The sequence below is a fragment of the Lactobacillus sp. B4005 genome, from assembly GCF_026536045.1.
In the GTDB taxonomy this organism is placed as follows: Bacteria; Bacillota; Bacilli; order Lactobacillales; family Lactobacillaceae; genus Lactobacillus; species Lactobacillus panisapium.
The window spans coordinates 26,401-45,161 of record NZ_JAFNOZ010000006.1 but is presented as its reverse complement, the minus strand read 5'-3'; the positions used below and the strand labels follow the sequence as shown (position 1 = coordinate 45,161).

At 35.3% G+C, this 18,761-nt stretch carries 16 protein-coding genes; 11 read left to right on the top strand and 5 right to left on the bottom strand.

Features of this window, described 5'->3' with window-relative positions; translation table 11 throughout:
* The first annotated feature begins 110 nt into the window (after positions 1-110).
* Entirely contained in the window at positions 111-1,019 is a 909-nt protein-coding gene (locus J3U73_RS09425) for a LysR family transcriptional regulator (protein WP_267394017.1), read from the top strand.
* 140 nt (positions 1,020-1,159) lie between these two features.
* Here the strand turns inward: J3U73_RS09425 and J3U73_RS09420 are convergent, their stop codons facing one another.
* From J3U73_RS09420 to J3U73_RS09410, 3 genes are all read right to left on the bottom strand, one after another.
* Positions 1,160-2,992: an FAD-dependent oxidoreductase gene (locus tag J3U73_RS09420; RefSeq protein WP_267394014.1), complete on the bottom strand. Its 1,833-nt coding sequence runs from the start codon at positions 2,990-2,992 to the stop codon at positions 1,160-1,162.
* Between the two features lie 48 nt (positions 2,993-3,040).
* Positions 3,041-4,456: a DASS family sodium-coupled anion symporter gene (locus J3U73_RS09415; RefSeq protein ID WP_267394012.1), complete on the bottom strand. Its 1,416-nt coding sequence runs from the start codon at positions 4,454-4,456 to the stop codon at positions 3,041-3,043.
* Positions 4,457-5,008: 552 nt separating this feature from the next.
* On the bottom strand, positions 5,009-5,551 hold the full coding sequence (locus J3U73_RS09410) for a PAS domain-containing protein (RefSeq protein ID WP_220268878.1): 543 nt from the start codon (positions 5,549-5,551) through the stop codon (positions 5,009-5,011).
* A 117-nt stretch (positions 5,552-5,668) separates the two neighbouring features.
* Between J3U73_RS09410 and J3U73_RS09405 the strand changes: the two genes are divergently transcribed.
* A complete protein-coding gene (locus tag J3U73_RS09405; protein ID WP_267410282.1) occupies positions 5,669-6,577 on the top strand; it encodes a LysR family transcriptional regulator in 909 nt (302 codons plus the stop codon).
* A gap of 314 nt (positions 6,578-6,891) precedes the next feature.
* On the top strand, positions 6,892-8,868 hold the full coding sequence (locus J3U73_RS09400; protein ID WP_267410281.1) for a glucose PTS transporter subunit IIA: 1,977 nt from the start codon (positions 6,892-6,894) through the stop codon (positions 8,866-8,868).
* A 278-nt stretch (positions 8,869-9,146) separates the two neighbouring features.
* Here the strand turns inward: J3U73_RS09400 and J3U73_RS10920 are convergent, their stop codons facing one another.
* Both J3U73_RS10920 and J3U73_RS09395 read right to left on the bottom strand, forming a co-directional pair.
* Positions 9,147-9,233 (bottom strand): putative holin-like toxin, encoded by an 87-nt coding sequence (locus J3U73_RS10920; RefSeq protein WP_220269653.1) that lies wholly within the window; start codon positions 9,231-9,233, stop codon positions 9,147-9,149.
* A 286-nt stretch (positions 9,234-9,519) separates the two neighbouring features.
* Positions 9,520-11,415: a BglG family transcription antiterminator gene (locus J3U73_RS09395; protein WP_267410280.1), complete on the bottom strand. Its 1,896-nt coding sequence runs from the start codon at positions 11,413-11,415 to the stop codon at positions 9,520-9,522.
* A 198-nt stretch (positions 11,416-11,613) separates the two neighbouring features.
* Here J3U73_RS09395 and J3U73_RS09390 point away from each other — a divergent pair, with 198 nt between their 5' ends.
* From J3U73_RS09390 to J3U73_RS09355, 8 genes are all read left to right on the top strand, one after another.
* Positions 11,614-11,934, top strand: a complete 321-nt coding sequence (locus J3U73_RS09390; RefSeq protein ID WP_267394005.1) for a PTS sugar transporter subunit IIB — start codon at positions 11,614-11,616, stop codon at positions 11,932-11,934.
* 11 nt (positions 11,935-11,945) lie between these two features.
* Positions 11,946-13,184, top strand: a complete 1,239-nt coding sequence (locus J3U73_RS09385) for a PTS sugar transporter subunit IIC (RefSeq protein ID WP_220268890.1) — start codon at positions 11,946-11,948, stop codon at positions 13,182-13,184.
* A gap of 8 nt (positions 13,185-13,192) precedes the next feature.
* A complete protein-coding gene (locus J3U73_RS09380) occupies positions 13,193-13,522 on the top strand; it encodes a PTS lactose/cellobiose transporter subunit IIA (RefSeq protein WP_220268891.1) in 330 nt (109 codons plus the stop codon).
* A 17-nt stretch (positions 13,523-13,539) separates the two neighbouring features.
* A complete protein-coding gene (locus J3U73_RS09375) occupies positions 13,540-14,991 on the top strand; it encodes a glycoside hydrolase family 1 protein (RefSeq protein WP_220268893.1) in 1,452 nt (483 codons plus the stop codon).
* Between the two features lie 346 nt (positions 14,992-15,337).
* Positions 15,338-16,015 carry an SDR family oxidoreductase gene (locus tag J3U73_RS09370; RefSeq protein WP_267410279.1) on the top strand — a complete coding sequence of 226 codons (678 nt, stop codon included), beginning with the start codon at positions 15,338-15,340 and terminating at the stop codon, positions 16,013-16,015.
* A gap of 209 nt (positions 16,016-16,224) precedes the next feature.
* Positions 16,225-17,175: an ABC transporter ATP-binding protein gene (locus J3U73_RS09365; protein ID WP_267410278.1), complete on the top strand. Its 951-nt coding sequence runs from the start codon at positions 16,225-16,227 to the stop codon at positions 17,173-17,175.
* Positions 17,165-17,935 (top strand): ABC transporter permease, encoded by a 771-nt coding sequence (locus tag J3U73_RS09360; protein ID WP_267410276.1) that lies wholly within the window; start codon positions 17,165-17,167, stop codon positions 17,933-17,935. Before J3U73_RS09365 ends, J3U73_RS09360 begins: the two co-directional genes overlap by 11 nt.
* 2 nt (positions 17,936-17,937) lie before the next feature.
* Positions 17,938-18,714 (top strand): ABC transporter permease, encoded by a 777-nt coding sequence (locus J3U73_RS09355; RefSeq protein WP_267410275.1) that lies wholly within the window; start codon positions 17,938-17,940, stop codon positions 18,712-18,714.
* Positions 18,715-18,761: the final 47 nt, after the last annotated feature.

Sequence of the window (18,761 nt, the reverse complement as noted above, 5' to 3'; positions counted from 1 at the left end):
AAACATTATATCTCATGAAAACTGCCAAGATTTCACTTTTAGGATTAATATTTATCAAAGTTTTTTGTCTATAATAAAAATAAATGCATTTTTGATAAAGGACAAAGGTTATGGATATTAGTAAACTAAGAATTTTTGTAAATGTAGTTGAAACACAGAATTTTACCCGAACAGCACATGCTTTAAACCTCACTCAGCCAAGTGTTAGCTATATAATTAAGGCGATCGAAGATGAAATAGGCCAGCAACTATTTATTCGTAATAAAAGAAATGTAGTCCCAACCAAAAAGGGAATGATTTTTTATAATCAGATTAAACCATTAATTAATAAATATTATGTGGCATTGCAGAGCATTCAGGATGATGAAAAAGAAAAAGCAAGCGTTATTAATATTGGCTGTATGGTAACTCCGTATAATATAGAGGTTTTACCTAGATGGATAAGAAAATTCAATTTAACATACCCTAAAGTAAGGTTTAATGTAACAATTTTAGATCATAATAAGTTAAAACAATACTTGGAAAGCGAAAATATTGATGTATTTTTAACCAGTAAGGGAGATGCCAAGGATCTTAAACATACGAAATTCTATCCGTTAACTGAAGGCAAATTCTTTGCTATCGTGCCTAACAATAATCCGTTAGCTGGCAAACAGGAATTAGCACTTAATGATTTTTCAGAGCAAAATATGATATTTGTTGATAACAACTGGACGGGAGTTGAGATGATTGATTTACAAAGCAAGTTAATTAATGCAAATACAAATATGCATGTCACTTATACTAATAACAGAATGAGTGCCTCTATTCTGGCAGGTGCTTTACAGGGGATCACAATGGGGTTGGATTTCGTTTATAAAAAACAAAGTGAAGAAGTAGTACACATTCCCTTGAAAGCAGACTTGGGAGTAACCTATGGTGCAGTTATTAAAAAGGGAAACAACAGACAAGTGGTTAAAAAATTCATTAAGTCTATTCAGAAGGATTTACAAAAAAATGAAACCATATTAAATTATTAAATTTTGTAATACGAAAAAATGCTTTTTATCAGGCAGGAATAAACCCCTTGTCTGAATACGTCATGAGTAAGCCTTGCATAAAAACCCTTCAGGTTGGGTAATCTGAAGGGTTAATTTTATCTGGATAAAAAATAAATATATTACCTCTTAGCTTTATCTAGTGAATCCTTAACAGCTTCTTTGATAGCTCGACTTGTTTGTGATGCACCAGATACGGCATCTACTTCATAACTATTTTGTTCAACTATCTTTTCTGGTAGCTCTTTAACCGCTTTTTGACCATAGTCATCACTTTCAGACTGCTTTAGAATCTCAACTTTTTTAATTTTACCTTGTTCATCTATGGTAGTGCGAACAACAACGCCGTCGCCCATACCTTTGCTGCTGAAGCCCAGGTACTGATTTTTACCAGTTTCATAGTGGCATTCAGCTTCATCACTTGTAGGATTGAAGTTGCTGTTAATGCCGGCAGTAAATATATTTTCAAAGCTTTCAGGTAAATCATTCTTATCAGCTGCAGCATTTTCACCAGCAATTTTGCCAGAAATCAGGCAATCTGCGATATTTCCACCACCTGTGTATTTATTGACAAATGGGGAACCCAACTCACCTGCTTCATATAAGTGCGGAATCGGTTCATTGCTTGGGTCAAGAACTTGAGCATGACCATCACGTCGACCACCACCTTGAGTATTAAGTATGTTTTGACGTAAAGCAATGGCATAGTAAGGGCCTTTTTTACTAAATTTACGTAGCGTTTGCGGATCACGGTGATATGCATAATCTTTGCCTTGCTGAGCCATGAAATTGAATTCTTCAATAGTATTTGTGAGAATTTCAGGCTTTTTATTAATAGTTTTTGCCAAGTCCACAATGGTATTGCATTTAATTGCATGATCCAGGTAATGTGGGACTTTCCAGTCACCTTCAGGTTCATTAGCTAGTTCGTCATATTTTCTTTGATCAAAAATCATGTAAGGATGGTTTTGATTTAGTGGAACGACCCAGTCACCGTGATTATAAATATGTCCATGACGGTTTCTTTGGGATTCGTCAAAGTAGCGTGTACCATCATCACCGACAACAATTGAGCTGCCTTTATAAATTTCTGACCAGAAAGCATATCCTCTGTTGGTGTAAGTAGAGCGAACGCCTTCTTTTTGCCGAAGTGATAGACCATGGAATTGACCAAGAGATTCAAATGAACGCATATTCCATAATTGTGCGTTAACTTCTTCAAGTAATTTGATACCATCACCTTTATTGTAAAGTGAGCCAATAGGGGATAAATAAGGTGATTGAAGGAAAATTTGAATCATTTCTTTATTATTTTCAAAGCCACCAGTTGATAAAACAATACCACTGTTGGCTTTAATGTTGCGTAAAACTTGATCACGTTCAATCTGGACACCTAGTACAACTTTAGAGAAACCATCCTGAATGAGGTGCTTAGCTGGACTACTGTACCACACATCAATTTTATCCAACCGATCTAAAACTTTTTGGCGTAATAGTTTCCATAGTGCAGAGTCACCGGTTCCTTCATGAACTAGATAATGGTCATAGGAATCGGCACCAGGCAATTCAGGGTATTCAGTTACATGAAGGGTGGAAGGCTTTTTAGCAATAAGCTCTTTTCTACTTACTGCTTTTACACCCAAATACTTTTCAAAATACTCTCCCATATTTGCCATGCCTCTAATTAGATTCTCAAAAGGCTCTTTATCGGGCTTAAGTGGAGCAGCTAAACTTTCATGATACTTTTTTAATGCATCATAATCGGTTCCTGCCCCAACTAATTGACCAGCATAGCGGGTATTGCCACCCTCATGTCCTTCTGGGGCACTGTCAACTAGGAGTACCTTTGCTCCTTTATCTGCAGCAAACCGTGCAGCGGTTGCTCCAGCACCGCCAAAACCAACAACAACTACATCATAAACAGCATCCCATTGAAATTTATGTTCTTTTGCCATGTTTGTATCTCCTTTAAATATTTTTTACTTGATAATTTTTGCTCTTGCTTACCACATACCGATTACTTTAGTCCAAAGTAGGCCACCGCCCAGCCAAATGACGTTGAGTACAACCCCGATAATCGCACTTAGGGTCCACCAATCTTTGTTTGAAACATAGCCAGTAGAGGAAAGCATAGCAGCAGGGCCTGCAGAATAGCTTGAAGTTGACAAATATAATGATCCGTCAAAGCCTAGCATTATTGCAGCAAGTACTGGCGGTACCCCTGCACCGACGGCAATTGATAAGAAACCAGCATAAAGTGCAGAAATTTGTGTTAATACGCTAGGAAACAGATAGTGCAGGTAGAAATAAGCCAGGTATAAAATCACTAAAACCAAGATCCAGTTCATTCCATGAAGCGTATTCCCCAAAGTTTTTGAGAACCATGGGAAAAATCCTAGCGCCATCAATTTTTGCGACATCAACATGATGATGGATAACCATGTCAAAAGGTTCCAAGCAAAGCTTTGGTTGAGAAGATCTTTAACGTTGATAACCCCGAAAATTAACAAAACAGCAACGGCAATGAAACTAACTTGTGTTGCATCAATACCAATTGTAGGTCCAACTAACCACAGAGTAATGCCAAGAAGAAAGTCAAAGCTCATAATCTTTTCCGCCGGGGTCATCTTGCCTAATTCTTTTAGCCTTCCGTCTGCCCAAGCATGAGCATTAGGCGTTTTCTTGATTTTAGGCGGATAGATTTTGTACAAAACGAATGGAACAACAAGTAATGAAATTATGCCAGGAACGATTGCGGCAAGAAACCATTGCATCCAAGAAAAGGAAATATTTTGAGTTTTTGCAATTCCGAGGGCAACTAAGTTGCCAGGAAGACCAGTCAGAAATATCGTTGAAGTTACGATATTAATTTCATATTCATTAAAAACTAAATAAGATCCTATATCACGTTCAGTTCCTTTTTTAGGATCTGAACCCATTTCTTTTGAGAGGTTATCAATTATTGGGTACATAATACCGTTAACACGGGCGTTATCGCTTGGCATGCCAATTGCCAAAATTGTTTCAACCAAGGATAGAGCATAGGCCAAACCCAAGGTCCTTTTTCCAAAAGCTTTTACAAAAAGATAGGCAATTCTTTTTCCTAGCCCTGATTTAATAAGACCAGTAGCCAGAAACATGCACATTACGACCATCCACGGTGTAGGATTACCAAAGCCTGCGGTTACTTCGTTCATTTTGAGAATGCCGGTAAGCGTGGCGATGACTACCGCAATAATTGTCGTTGCCATCATTGGCAATGGCTTGGTCACACAAGCAATAATTGTTGCAATAAAAATTGCAAACAGTTGCCAAGCCTGGACATTAATTTCTGTTGGCCTAACTGGGGTTAAAAGCCACAAAATAATACCAGCTCCTAGTGGCAAAATCCATTTCTTCCATTGAAATTTATCTAACATTTTTTCACCTTTACAATCATTAGTTTTCTGAAATCACTATTCAAGTGTCTAAATTTTGTAATTTGTTGCAAAATTGAAGTCTTTGAATTGATAGAGCTGAGACAGAAAAAGCAGCTCTCTTTTTGGCAGAATCTGACCAATATTACTAGTTGAATTAATGACATCAATAATTATCTTTAATACATTAAAAATTTACATATTAAATCCTTTCTGTTGCTACAATGTTTTAAAACAATTACCACAGAAAAATTATATATGACATATATCTATAATAGAAATAGAAGCTTTTTATGATTCATAAAGAGAAATAATCGTGACTGTCAATATTAGCCAATTTTCATGAGTTAACTTTAATTTTAGATCTGCCTCATGAATGATAACCATGAGATTCATGTAGATACGATTAGAATAAAGAGAAAATATCAGGAATATTTTTCTAAATGATAAAGGGACTAGCTCCCACAGAATATTGGAGGCTAGTCCCTAACTACATTTTATTAAATTATTTAATTTTGATGTTATATCATTATTTATTATGGTGGTTTTTATTAATTAAGCATGTTTAGAGGCACCTGAACTAGCATCTACCATTTTCTTAGTTTCATCAGGCACCAATTTTTGGCCAGTTTGATCTAGGTACCAGTTAATAATCGGTAATAAATCAACAATCCATTCTGTTACGCCAGCGTATTGGTCATTTTTATCCTTCATATCCTTGAACGAAGCAACCATGTATTCATTTTCACTCGGCTTTACTAGCTCATAGGTCTTGCCCGTTTTGGCATAATCCATGATTGCTTGAACATGGGGCAGAGAAGAACTTTGATGAACTTGAGCCAAAGTTTGTCCTAATTTTTCTGGCCAGCGGGGTGATAAAAGCATCTTCTTTGGAATTTCATTATTGCAGTATACGTAGCGATCATCTTTATCGATTGTAATCAGTTCAAGTGGCAAGCAGTTAAAAACCGCATCAATTTGGTCAACCGTCATTAAGCCTTGATCTAGTTCAACGTAATCTGAACCTTTAGCAGCATTAACTTTTTTAGAAGTCTCAGTAACCCAACTACTAGTGGACTCTTCCGTATGTTCAACCATTTTTAATCCTCCATAATTTTTCCAAATTCAATTACACCAAAAGTATATTTTATTTATACTTATAAGTGAAATTAATATCAGTTATTAATAATAGGAATTACTTATAAGGAAAATACGATGGATATTAAACGATTAGTAACATTTATAAATCTAGTTGAAACACAGAATTTTACGCAAACCGCTAAAATGATGCACGTAACGCAGCCAACGGTTACTAACGATATCAATGCAATTGAGGACGAGCTAGGAGTAAAATTGTTTAATCGTAATAAGCGGTCTGTACATGTTACGCCAAACGGCCGAGCGTTTTGCCAGAAAATTAGACCTCTTATTAATAGTTATTATTCCGCGGTGCAAGATATTCAGAAAGAGAATGCGGCTGATAGCTCACAGATAACTCTTGGTTATTCGTATTCTCTTTTTAATGATTTGTATCTGCCGATTTGGATTAAACAATTTAAAAAAATTCACCCGGAAGTAAAATTTGTTTTAGAAAATCTAACCCATAACGAGTTAAAGCAGCGTCTATTGGCAGGTGAATTAGACGTAATGATCACTACTAGTAAAGAGAGTGCGGATTTAAGTAGTATTAAAAGCTATCAGATTGAGTCGGAAACTTTTCAAGCAATTGTACCTAAAGCTAATCCTCTTAGTAAACGGTCCTCATTAAAATTAGACGACTTTCAGGGCGAAAGAATGTTGTTTTTAGATGGTAATTGGGCGGCGGTTGACTTAATTAATTTGCAGAATCGCCTGATTCAGCTAAATGATCAACTAAATGTTACTTATGCGAGCGATTTACCGTCTCTTAATATCCTTATTAAAAGTGGTCAGGGAATTGCAGTAGGACTGTATTGTATCTACGCCGAGCTTGATGCCAGTTTGACATATGTGCCGCTAGAATGGGAGCCGACAGTTGATTTAATAATGATTATGCAAAAAAATAATGATCAAAGGCTATCGCATCAATTTATCAGGTTTATTCAAGATTTCGAGAAGCAGCGCATGCAAAAATCTTGCCAATAGAAAACAAAGTGCAACTAAACTAAGATGATCTATCAATAGGGCCTTTTTTGTTGGTTTCATGTGAAACTTTTTGGCTATGATTTGCTTAGCAGAACTTTAATTAGCTAGAAGATACTTGCCTCTTATTTATCGTTAGCAACGAAATAGATTGTCTATTCAACCATCTTTATTAAGCAGAAGAAAAAAGATAATGAAAATATTGAGCTTGCAATAGTCACAAATAACTAATTGACACTTGTCTATACAAGCTATATAATTTATAAGAAAGCGATATCATTATCGTAATAGGCAAGATAAGCAAAAGAGGTTGAAAGATGAATAAGAAGATTAAATTGCTGGCACCAACTGCTGGCGAGGTTATTAATCTCAGCGATGTTAGTGATCCAGTTTTTGCGCAAAAGACACTGGGTGAAGGCTTCGCGTTAAAGCCTAGTTCGGGAGAAATTGTTTCCCCTGTGAGTGGTCAGGTAGTGATGGTTGCTGAGACTAAGCATGCAATAGGTTTCAAAACAGCTGAAGGCATGGAGGTACTAATCCATCTGGGTATTGATACAGTTGAACTTGACGGCAAGCCATTTACGATTAGCGTCAAAGCAAATGACCAAGTTGAGGCTGGTCAGAGCTTAGGGGAAATGGACTTAGATGCAATTAGTGCAGCTGGTAAGGAAAACACGGTAATTGTTGCGGTAACCAATACGGCAACAATTTTAGCTGATATTGAGCTTAAAAAGGGGCAAGTTTCTGCAGGAGATTGTGCCGCAGTAGTTACCCTGAAAGAAGCAAATCAAGCGACGAAAAATTCTAAGGAATCAAAATACCAAACAACGGCTAAAGCAATCGTTGATGCAGTAGGCGGTGCAGATAATGTTAAGAGCGTTATTCATTGTTTTACAAGGTTGCGCTTTACTTTAAAAGACGACAGCATTCCTAATGACGATGAAGTTAGTCAAATAAGTGGAGTCTTAGACGTAGCCCGTGCTAATAACCAGTACCAAGTTGTGATTGGGCAAACTGTTGACGATGTTTATGACGAAGTGATTAAGCTGCTAGGGCCAGATTTTGCGGTCCAAGAACAAACCGGCACCGTTGACAATTCAGCTGCTAAACAAAACTTGAGTTTTGGTGGCAAAATCAAGAATGCCTTCTTCCAATTAATCGGGGTTATTACGGGATCAATGATGCCGGTAATTGGGTTGTTAGCTGCCAGTGGTATGTTAAAAGGTATTCTTAATATCTTAACCAATTTTTGCCACATGTCGACGAATTCGCCAACATATACCATTATTAATGCGATGGGGGATGCAGCCTTTTACTTTTTGCCTTTAATCGTTGGCTTTACTGCAGCCCAAAAATTAGGCTCTAATCCAGTTATTGTTGCTATTATTGGTGGTTTCCTAATTTATCCTGATTTAGTAAAAATTTATGCTAGTGGCAAGTTTAGTTATTTCCTTGCTGGTGTAGGGATTAATGCTAACTTCTTCGGTATTCCAATTCATATTCCGCAATACACCTATTCAATCTTTCCGATGATTTTTGCGGCTTGGATGGCTGCCAAAATTGAACCGTGGATTAAAAAATGGATGCCAGTTACATTACGGCAGATTTTTACCCCTTTGGTTGAAATTTTCTTAGTTGGGATGACGGTTTTAATTATCGTAGGGCCAGTGATTTCCTTTATTTCTGAAGGAATTGCAACAGTTCTGCAATGGTTATTAACTGTTAACACCGCATTGTCTGGTTTGATTATTGGTGCATTCTACCAAGTTCTGGTTATCTTTGGTCTGCATTGGGCGGTCATCCCAATTATTGCCAATGACATTGCATCTACCGGACACAGTGTTTTGAACGGAATCGTTTCGGTAACGATGATTGCGCAGGGTGCTGGTGCCTTAGCCGTTTGGTTTAAGACTAAGCATAATCCTGAATTAAAAGGTTTATCACTTAGTGCAGCTATTTCAGCAGCAGTTGGTATCACTGAACCAGCGATGTATGGGGTCAACCTAAAATATGGTCGCGTCTTTATCACTTCTAGCATCGGGGCAGCAATCGGTGGCTTAGTCAATGGCCTACTAAAAGTTGATATGTATGGCTTTACTGGTAGTTTGATTGGTTTTCCATCATTTGTTGCTAAAGCAGGGCAAGGCAATCCGAACAATCTGCTTAACTTCTGGATTGCTTCAATCGTGACAATTATTGCTGCCTTTTTACTAACCTACTTCTTTGGTTACCAAGAAGGCGATGCAACTAGTCCAAAACAGGCACCGAAAAAGAAAAATCTAGCTAATCTATAAGCAATTATTTTAAGTAGAAAAGCTTAATTAATTTGATAAACCATATGGAAAAAAAGACTAACTCAAATAAATTAATCAAGAACTTGATTAACTTCTTGTGCAAAATTGATTTACCCATGCTAAAATATAGTTATAAAGAAAAAGAAGTCTTGCAAAGGCAAGACCTCTTATCTGAATTTCAAGCAGCCGCTTTAAAGGCGGTTGACTAAAAGTTATTGGTTAATCAAAAAGACCTGTCCCATAACTCGCCAAAGTTATTGTTGGGACGGTCTTTTTGTTTATTTGCGTTTGTCGATATACGTCAACAAGACAATAATAAACGTGGCAAATGCCAGCTCTAATTCTAGTGCATGGTATACGCTCATTGACTGTACACCTTTCTAAAAGATTTCGTACCATAGGCACCCTCTCCTTTCAAGTGAAACAGCCAACCGCCCTCAAAACAATTTGCCATCAATTCAAACTTAATTATAACAAATATTACATTTTAGCAAATCAGTTGTTTTGAGTAAAAAAGCTTAATTACGAGGTTTTTACTTCAATTGAACAAGAAAAATAAGCAGTTAAATTATTTAGATATAATATTGCAGGAATATACATAAAAATAATAGTTATTTAGGTTTTTAAATTTAGTTTGTTTAAAGCAAGTGGCTAAGATAATAAGTTCATATAAAATTCCTCAATTGTTTGCGCTGATAGTACTTTCTTAAAGGTCTGTTTATCTGATAGAAAGGCCATGAGATTTTCATAAATATTGCGAAATTCGTCTTTATATTCTTTTGAAATTGAGATAATAAAAATAATATTTACTACTTTATTGTCCCATTTGATACCTGTTTGCGATAGGGCAACTGCCACTTTAGTTTGTTTTGCATTATAATCCATGGGATGAACAATAGCAATTTGTTTAAAAGCAGTTGAACCCATCGCTTCTCTTTGTAAAATTTCTTGGTAAAAATTAGGGGCAATGATTCCTAAAGACTTCATTTTATTACAAATGTCCTTAGTTAATTTCTTCTTTGTTGTATTTTGATTAAGATTCCAGAATAAGTCATTAGTAAAAAAGTTAGTTGCATTCTCTTTAAATAGTTCTTTCTTACGATGTAAAGTTGCTTGTCCAATAGCAGCTTGAATCTTCCCTTTTTGTTCGTTTAATTGAAAAGGATCTAATTGAATATAGCGACTATTAAGTTGATTCTTTTCATTTGAAATCATAATTAAAAAGACTAAATCATAAGTGGATAAATTATCATTATCAAAAATTTGGTCTGATTGCTTAACGATTGAAATATCCTTTGAAAAATTACGACGGAAAAAATCAAATACTTGTTCACCTATATTTAGGTAGGTGGGAATAATTATTGCAGCTTTTAATTTTTCGGGCGCTTGCTTTTGCCGTTCGATTTCTGCACCAATATGGAGCGCAATAAAGGCAATTTCGTCTTCTGCTATTTTAAAATGCCACAATTCGTTAATTTGAAAAGCAACATAAGTAGCAATGTCGTAAATTAAAGGAAAGTTATTACTAATATCGATTTTGATGGGATTGTGTAGCACAGAATGATGCTTTAATCGGTAAATTAGATTATAAAGATGAATTGAAAATGGACGAATAAATGTCTGAGAATGGAGATTAACAAGATACATACTTTCGACTTTATTAATAATAGTCTGCACTTTTTCTCTAAAGGTTGGTGCAAAATATTTTTGATCAACAAGTTCAGAGTACAAGTTAGCATTGGATTTAAACAAAATATCGATTTCTTGGATTTCAGAAGAAGTTATATTAGCAGAAAAATTTTTTTCAATTAGCTTAGCTAAATCTTTGGTGTATGGACCAACTTTTGAATCAGATGTGGTTACTGGTTGATTGATTGTTTTACCAATTGCTAATCTTGAGACCAAAATTAATAAGTGCAGTAGTAAATTATTATAAGAGAATTCATTAAGTCGTAAATTATAATGATCAATGATTTGATTAATCATTGTTTGTATTTTGGATGTTGCTTCCTGACCAAAAGATTCTTTTAAGTAATTACTGTTTAGTAAATTCCCCGTGTTTTCTCGGTAAATCAGATAACTAAAAAGTTGTCTTTTACTACTTTCATTGCCTAATAAAGAAAGTTGATCATGAGCAGAACTTATTTTTATTTTCCAGCGCTCGAGTTTTTTATTACTGTATAGGATAGTTCGCTTTAAAGTACCGTAGGAGATATATAATTCATTAGCTAAGCTAAAGGAATCCAAGGAATTATTTCTCAATAATTTTTGAACAATATAAGTAAATCTTTCACTGCTATTTTGAGGAATATGTGTCCCTACTTGTTGCTGAATTCGCAATAACTCTGTGGCAGCAAGTTTATTGCTAATATAGTAGCCATTATTATTTGCTTTGATTACGTCATTATCTCCTAAACCATTAATCTCATGAACATAATTTCTAATTGTTCTTGCTGAAACCTGAAGCTCTGCCGCCAACGTGCTGCTAATAACAGTATCTTCATTTTTTAAAAGAATTTTAATCAATTCACTTAATTTATCTTGCACGCTTAACCTCCTTTGGAAATCGGTGTGTTTCACTATACAACCTAATTTTATCGATACAACGAGTTCATTCAACTCGTTTTTTTCTACTTGTTAGGAAATAAAATGTTTCCAGCATATAGGAAAAAAGTAAGAGGAAATTTTGAATATAGCTAGCAATAATAAACTTGTTCTTAAAATTTAAAACCTAGGAGGCTTAAGATGTCTGAAACAAAAAGAATTTTACTAGTCTGCGGAATGGGTATGTCTAGTGGCTTTTTAGCAACTAGTGCGCGTAAAGCAGCTAAAAAGATGAAAAAAGATTATCAAATTGAAGCAAGAAGTGAAACAGAAGTATCTTCATTTTTACCTTCCATTGATGGTTTGCTAATCGGTCCACATTATTCACAAAAATTGAAGGAATTTCGTAAGCAGGCTAAACCATACCAAGTACCAGTCGAAGTAATCCCTGACGATATATATGGCATGATTGATGGAAAAGGTCTAATTGAATTTATTCAAAATGATTTGTTTAAAGAATAGGAGAAATAATCATGAATCAAGTAATTGATTGGTTGACTAACAAAGCCGCTCCTGTAATGAAAAAATTTGTTACGAAGCCCTGGATTGCAACTATTGCAGAATCGATGCAAAAAATTATTCCTTTTATTTTAGCTGGTTCATTGATTTTTCTTTACAACGTTTTTCGGTCATATATACCAGTTCTTCCCGACCTGTCAAATCTATCAAATTTTACTTTTGGTATGTTAGGAATAATCGTTGCATATTTGATTGCTAGTGAAGCTATGGAAAACCTCAAGCATCCACAATACTTGCAAATGGCTGGACTAACAGCAATAGCAGTCTTTTTTATTACGGTTAATCCTGTAATTAACAAAAAGGGATTATTTATAGCTGAATTTAATCGTTTTGGTGCAACCGGTTTATTAGTAGGAATGCTAACTGGCTTATTAGTTGCACTTGTTTTTCACTTATGGAGCAAACTTCATTTATTAGAAGAATCTAGTATTCCTGATTTCGTTGTGGGCTGGATTAATACGATTATCCCTATTTTAATTAATGTTGCACTTTTTTCGACTATTGTTTTTGTTAATAAATTAGATCCATTTGAATTAATTAATCTAATTTTTAGTCCATTACAAAATTTTGGTCAAACATTACCAGGATTTTTGCTTTTGAGTCTCATCCCAACGTTTTTATACACATTAGGTATTTCTTCCTGGTCATTTAATGCTGTTTCCACACCAATCTTTATGGCGGGAATTACAGCTAATATTGCAGCCGTTGCTGCAGGCAAACCCGCTACAAATATTGCTACAAGTGAAGTAATGTTCACTACGGCTTTAATTACAATGGGTGGAATGGGGGCAACTTTAACCCTTAATATTTTGATGTTATTTGCAAAATCAACTAGGTTAAAGGCAATTGGAAGAATTTGCCTGATTCCATCTATTTTTAATATAAATGAACCAATTATGTTTTCTACTCCGGTTGTAATGACACCGATTTTAATGATTCCAATGTGGATTAATGCTATTACAGGTCCATTAGTTATATGGATTGTTATGCGACTACATTGGTTAAATATTCCAGCAAAGATGATACAGATTGGCCAAATTCCTGCACCATTTTCCTCAGTTATGATTACTGAAGACTTACGAGCAGTGATTTGGTATGTGGTCTTGTTTATTATTTATTTATTAACTTGGTATCCATTTTTTAGAGTATATGATCGGCAATTGGTCAAACAGGAAGGTAAGCAAAACAATTAGGTGAAGAAATGAAAGAAAAAAGCAAAACAGATGAGTTGATATCAGTTTCAATGCAAATTATTATGCATGCGGGAAATGCAAGGAATTTAGCAGACGAAGCTTTTAATAGTGCTAAAAAAACAAATTTTAAACAAGCAGCTGAACAATTAAAACAGGCAACCGAACAATTAGTTAAGGCTCATAATGCGCAAACTAATATTATTCAAAGTGAAGCTAAAGGAATTAAGTACGACTATTCTCCACTTTTTGCTCATGCACAAGATACATTAATGACAATATCAAGTGAGATAAATTGTGATCAAAAAATGATTGAAATACTAAAGTTAATATCCATTTAAAATAAGGAGGATTAATAATGAGAGAAACATTTCCAGATTCATTTATGTTTGGTGGAGCAATAGCTGCTAATCAAGCAGAAGGTGCGTTTAAGCAAGATGGTAAAGGACTTAGTACAGCTGACATTCAACCATATTTACCAAATGTACCAAAAACAGAACTACATTTTAATAATATGGATTCAAAAACTTTAAGCAACTATATTAACGGTGACTATTATTATCCTAAGCGGCAGGGTGTTCATTTTTATGAGCGCTATCAAGAGTATATTGATGCTTTGGCTCAAATGAATTGCCAAACTTTGCGACTTTCAGTTGCATGGACCCGCATTTTTCCCAATGGTGATGAGGATAAGCCAAATGAAAAAGGTCTACAATTCTATGATAATTTGTTTAATTATATGCATAAAAAGGGAATAGAGCCAATTGTAACAATCAATCATTATGAGCTACCGCTTAATTTGGTCCAAAAGTATGGGGGTTGGTATAATCGAAAGCTAATTGATCTATTTGTTCATTACAGCAAAGTTATTCTCCAACGGTATCATAAACAGGTAAAATATTGGATTGTTATCAATCAGATTAACTTAATTCATTTAGAAGCTTTTGCATCTTTAGGAATTTTGCAAGATAAAGTAAAAAACTATCGGCAAGCTAAATATCAGGCTGTTCATCACCAGTTTATAGCATCTGCACAAGTAACAGAATATGCTCATCAGCTTGATTCTAGCCTGAAAATGGGAGTAATGCTTGCAGATTCTCTTTCTGATCCGTTAACTCCGTCACCAGCTGATACTTTACGAACATTTAAAAAAAATCGGTTACAGTATTATTTCGGTGATGTTGCAATTCGTGGAAAATACCCCCAATTCATTTTGAATTATTTTAAAGATAATAATATCAATTTGAAAATTGAGGATGATGATTTACAGGTAATCAAAAACAATACAGCTGATTTTTTGTGTATTAGTTACTATTATTCAAATGTTGTGGATGCTACTAAGGATTCAATGGATCCAGAGCAAGTGGAGGCAAATCCTTATCTTAAGGCTAACGACTGGGGGTGGGCAATTAATCCAACTGGTTTGTATGTAAGGCTTTCAACTTATTGGGATAGGTACCATTTACCAATGATGATTGGAGAAAATGGTTTTGGTTATAACGATGTTTTAACTGCTGAGAAAAAAGTTCACGACTCTTATCGGATAGATTATACTGAGAAACATTTAAAAGCTGTACTGAAAGCAATTGAAGATGGTGCGAATATTTTTGCCTATTGTTCATGGGCTCCATTTGATATTATCAGTGCTGGCACGGCAGAAATGACTAAACGTTATGGCTTTATTTTTGTTGATTATGATAACTATGGTAAAGGATCAGGTGAATTAATTCCTAAAGACTCTTTTTATTGGTATAAAAAAGTAATTGAAACTCGTGGCATGACTTTGTTTGAGCCAAAAAAATCAAAATGATTTGGCTGTATGTAGCTGCTTTAAAGGCAGTTAGCATAGTTACGAATTAATTAAAAAGACCAGTCCTAGTTATGTGAATGAAGTTAACCTCTAGAATTGGACGTTAACATTATTTCATATTCGCTAAGGCCGTATTCCGATATTCAATCGGGGTGTGGCCTTTTTTCTGCACTACCAATAGTAAAAGAAGCGACCAAAATTAAGTATGAAATTAATTGTTTGCGAGCAATAAAGAGGACTGGTAATTAGAGACTTGTCCGTTTTATTTGCAGGCCTAAATTGCCTAAAAGTTGTCACCATGATTAAATAAAGAAAATATAGATTAGTATTGAACGGGAGATAAACCATGAAAATTTTGGTAATTGGAGCACACGGTCAGATTGGTCGGCAGTTGGTACAAATTTTACAAGCAAAGGAAAACTGTCAGGTAATTGCGGGCTTGCGCTCAGCTAGCCAACAAGAAGGATATCAACAACAAAATATTATGACTGCGTATGTTGATTTGACAAAAGCACAAGCACAACTTGAACAGGTAATGCAAGGAGTTGACGTGGTCGTATTTGCTGCTGGCTCAGGTGGAAAAACTGGTGCGGATGCAACGATGATGATTGACCTTGATGGTGCGGTTAAGGCAATTAATGCTGCTGAAAAGACAAATGTTAGTCGGTTCATCATGATTAGTTCAATTAAGGCCAATGACCGGGGCTTTTGGTCAGATAATGTTCCACCTAGAGCTCCAGAAAGCTATTATTACGCAGCCAAGTACTATGCTGATGAGTGGCTTTTGCACAGTTCTTTGGATTACACGATTCTGCGGCCAGCAAGATTAATTAATCAACCTGCTACTGGAAAAATTCAGATAGCTTCACAATTGACGCAGTCAATAGATGATATAAGCATTACTAGAGCAGATGTTGCCGAAACGGTTGCTTCTATTATTGAAAGTTCTAGATTGCATAAGCAGCAATTTGATTTAGCTAATGGTGATACACCGATTGTGCGGGCAATTGAGCAATTCAACTAAACAAGTTAATTTCAATTTAGCTAAGAAGACAAGATTTGATGAATCTTGTCTTTTTATGTTGCATTAATTCTGTTAGCCTAAATAAAAATGCTAATATTAAAAATAAATGATATAATTAATTAAGACTTTTGTGACTGGCTCATTATAGGTTGTGTCAATTTCGTTGTGGGGATGAAACTGATAGTTTAATCTTATTGAGTGGAGACATAATGATAATTAAAACGGAAAATTTAACAAAACAATATCAGAAAGTAACTTCCGTCGACTTTTTTCACCGAACGAAACAAACTATTGCTGCGGTTAAAAATGTTTCTTTGCAAATTAATCAAGGTGATCATGTGGGTCTTGTCGGCCTAAATGGTTCAGGCAAATCCACCTTAATCAAAATGATCTTAGGAATTTTGCAGCCTAATGAAGGTAAAATTACAACTTTTGGTGTGAATCCAGTTGATAATCGACAAATAAATGCCCGTAAGATTGGTGTAGTGTTTGGGCAAAGAAGTCAGTTACGCTGGGACTTGCCGGTAATGGATACCTTGCTATTAAACCGGGAACTTTACCAGGTAGATCACAAAGACTTTCATAGCAGGCTGAACCAATTAACTAAAACGCTTGGTGCTGAGGACTTTCTAAGTCAGCCAGTGCGTACGCTTAGTTTAGGTCAACGAATGAAAGCAGAATTTATTGCGGCCTTAATTCATGATCCTGAACTAATTATTCTTGATGAACCAACAATCGGTCTAGATGTTTTAACTAAAAACAGTCTGATTGCTTTTTTAAAAAGGTTAACAAATAAAACAATTATTTTCACCTCGCATGATCTAATTGAAGTGGAGCAGACATGCTCCCGAATCATGATTATGAATGCGGGTGATTTGGTGCTCAATCTTGACAGCGCAAAAATTGCCAATTTAGCAGTACCAGCGACGATTACTTTTACTAGTAGCAGTAGTAACTATGCTGATTTACGCCAAACGTGGCCCCAATTAATGCAGCTTACAAACGGTGACTTTCAACTAGCTGACATTGAACAAAAAAATATTAAAGAAATTCTGAGCCAATTAACTGCCAGTGTTCCAATTGAGAATATTGAAGTTAAAAATAATAAGCTTGAATACTTGCTCAGTCGTATTGCAGGGGGTAATGCCCATGAAATATAGATTGACCTTAATGAAAATAGGTATCAAAAATGGTTTTGCATCGAAATCTGCCTTAGTTTTTTGGCTTTTTTCAGCGCTAATTTCATTTATTGTCCAGTATTTTTTGTGGAAAGCTGTTTTAATAGGACGGCCAAACGCAGTTTTTCGGCAGACAGTTAGTTATCTGTTATTAATGCAGTTATTAACGATTTTGTTTCCTAAATCTAGCTATACGCTTAACGATAAGGTACGTTCGGGTGATATTGCGCTTGATTTGCTAAAGCCACTGGCTGTTCGAACTCAGTTACTCTGGGAAAGTTTAGGTTATTCTATTGCTAAGTTTTTAGTAATTGGCTTAGTCATTTTAGTACTTTATTTTTGGCTCTTAAACTTCCAAGTCTCTTTATCAGCGATATTAATGGTCGTAGTAGCTGGCTGCTTAGCGTACTTTTTATATTTTGAGTTAGAACTAATTCTGGGAACATTCTCTTTTTATACATACAGTATTTGGGGAATTTCTACCTTTAAAGAAGCAGTTTTGCTTGTTCTTGCCGGAAATGTTTTTCCAGCTAACTTCTATCCAGATGCTTTAAAAACGCTGTCTTCTTATTTGCCGTTTCAGTATTCGTTTGGTGCAGTCGGAATGTTGGCCGAAACACCATCTTGGTCATTTTTTAGCCAAGTAGTGCTGATCCAAATTTTATATTTATTACTATTTAGCTTCGTGTATAAGTACCTTTTTAAACATGCAGTTACTAAAACAGTAGTTCAAGGAGGCTAAAAATGAGATATCTAAAATTGTTTTTTGCCTATTTAAAAGTTAATTTAAAATCTCTTGCTGTTTATGATCTTGATTTTTACTTTGCGATTGCTGGCATGATTATTCAGAATGTACTTAATATTGTTGCTCTGAGGTTTATTTTCAATTTAGTACCACGAATCAAGGGCTATAGTTTTGAGCAATTACTGCTTACTTATGCCTTGGCGACGCTAGCATTTGCAATCTTTCGCTGCTTTTTTATTAATGCGCTTAATATTTCCGACTATCTTCATCAAGGTAAGCTTGATACGATTCTAATTAAACCGGTTAGCCCGCTTTTCCAGCTAGTCAATGAGCGTGTAGATGAAGACGCGTGGGGTGATTTACTGGTTGCACTTTTATTGTTAGTGCTGGTTGATATTCGGTTACATAATCCCTGGTACATAACGGTGATGTTTATTTTTATTTCAGTGTTTACTTCTTTAATTTTCTTAAGCTTAGCAATTCTGGGCAATATTGTCTCACTTTGGTCTAATGGCTTAGCCGACTTGGCTGAAACCACGTTTGACTTTTTTGAGATGAGCAAGTACCCGTTATCAATCTATGCGGAAGGATTTAGATTGGTTTTAACTTTTGTGTTGCCACTAGGCTGGGTAGCCTCAATTCCGCAAGAAAAAATTGCTCAAGAGCATGAATGGATTTGGCTGGGAATTATTCCGGCAGTTTGTATTTTATTCTTTTTACTTATTTACCAATTATGGCGACTCTTTTTGCAGAGATACCAAAGTACTGGTAGCTAATTTAAGTAAGAAAAAAGCCTTTGATTTTTCAGTCAAAGGCTTTTTAA

Coding starts and splice junctions, on each gene's coding strand:
- J3U73_RS09365 (WP_267410278.1), top strand. CDS start 16,225: ATGATAATTAAAACGGAAAATTTAACAAAACAATATCAGAAAGTAACT.
- J3U73_RS09375 (WP_220268893.1), top strand. CDS start 13,540: ATGAGAGAAACATTTCCAGATTCATTTATGTTTGGTGGAGCAATAGCT.
- J3U73_RS09410 (WP_220268878.1), bottom strand. CDS start 5,551: ATGGTTGAACATACGGAAGAGTCCACTAGTAGTTGGGTTACTGAGACT.
- J3U73_RS09355 (WP_267410275.1), top strand. CDS start 17,938: ATGAGATATCTAAAATTGTTTTTTGCCTATTTAAAAGTTAATTTAAAA.
- J3U73_RS09415 (WP_267394012.1), bottom strand. CDS start 4,456: ATGTTAGATAAATTTCAATGGAAGAAATGGATTTTGCCACTAGGAGCT.
- J3U73_RS09420 (WP_267394014.1), bottom strand. CDS start 2,992: ATGGCAAAAGAACATAAATTTCAATGGGATGCTGTTTATGATGTAGTT.
- J3U73_RS09385 (WP_220268890.1), top strand. CDS start 11,946: ATGAATCAAGTAATTGATTGGTTGACTAACAAAGCCGCTCCTGTAATG.
- J3U73_RS09425 (WP_267394017.1), top strand. CDS start 111: ATGGATATTAGTAAACTAAGAATTTTTGTAAATGTAGTTGAAACACAG.
- J3U73_RS09405 (WP_267410282.1), top strand. CDS start 5,669: ATGGATATTAAACGATTAGTAACATTTATAAATCTAGTTGAAACACAG.
- J3U73_RS09360 (WP_267410276.1), top strand. CDS start 17,165: ATGAAATATAGATTGACCTTAATGAAAATAGGTATCAAAAATGGTTTT.
- J3U73_RS09400 (WP_267410281.1), top strand. CDS start 6,892: ATGAATAAGAAGATTAAATTGCTGGCACCAACTGCTGGCGAGGTTATT.
- J3U73_RS10920 (WP_220269653.1), bottom strand. CDS start 9,233: ATGAGCGTATACCATGCACTAGAATTAGAGCTGGCATTTGCCACGTTT.
- J3U73_RS09370 (WP_267410279.1), top strand. CDS start 15,338: ATGAAAATTTTGGTAATTGGAGCACACGGTCAGATTGGTCGGCAGTTG.
- J3U73_RS09390 (WP_267394005.1), top strand. CDS start 11,614: ATGTCTGAAACAAAAAGAATTTTACTAGTCTGCGGAATGGGTATGTCT.
- J3U73_RS09380 (WP_220268891.1), top strand. CDS start 13,193: ATGAAAGAAAAAAGCAAAACAGATGAGTTGATATCAGTTTCAATGCAA.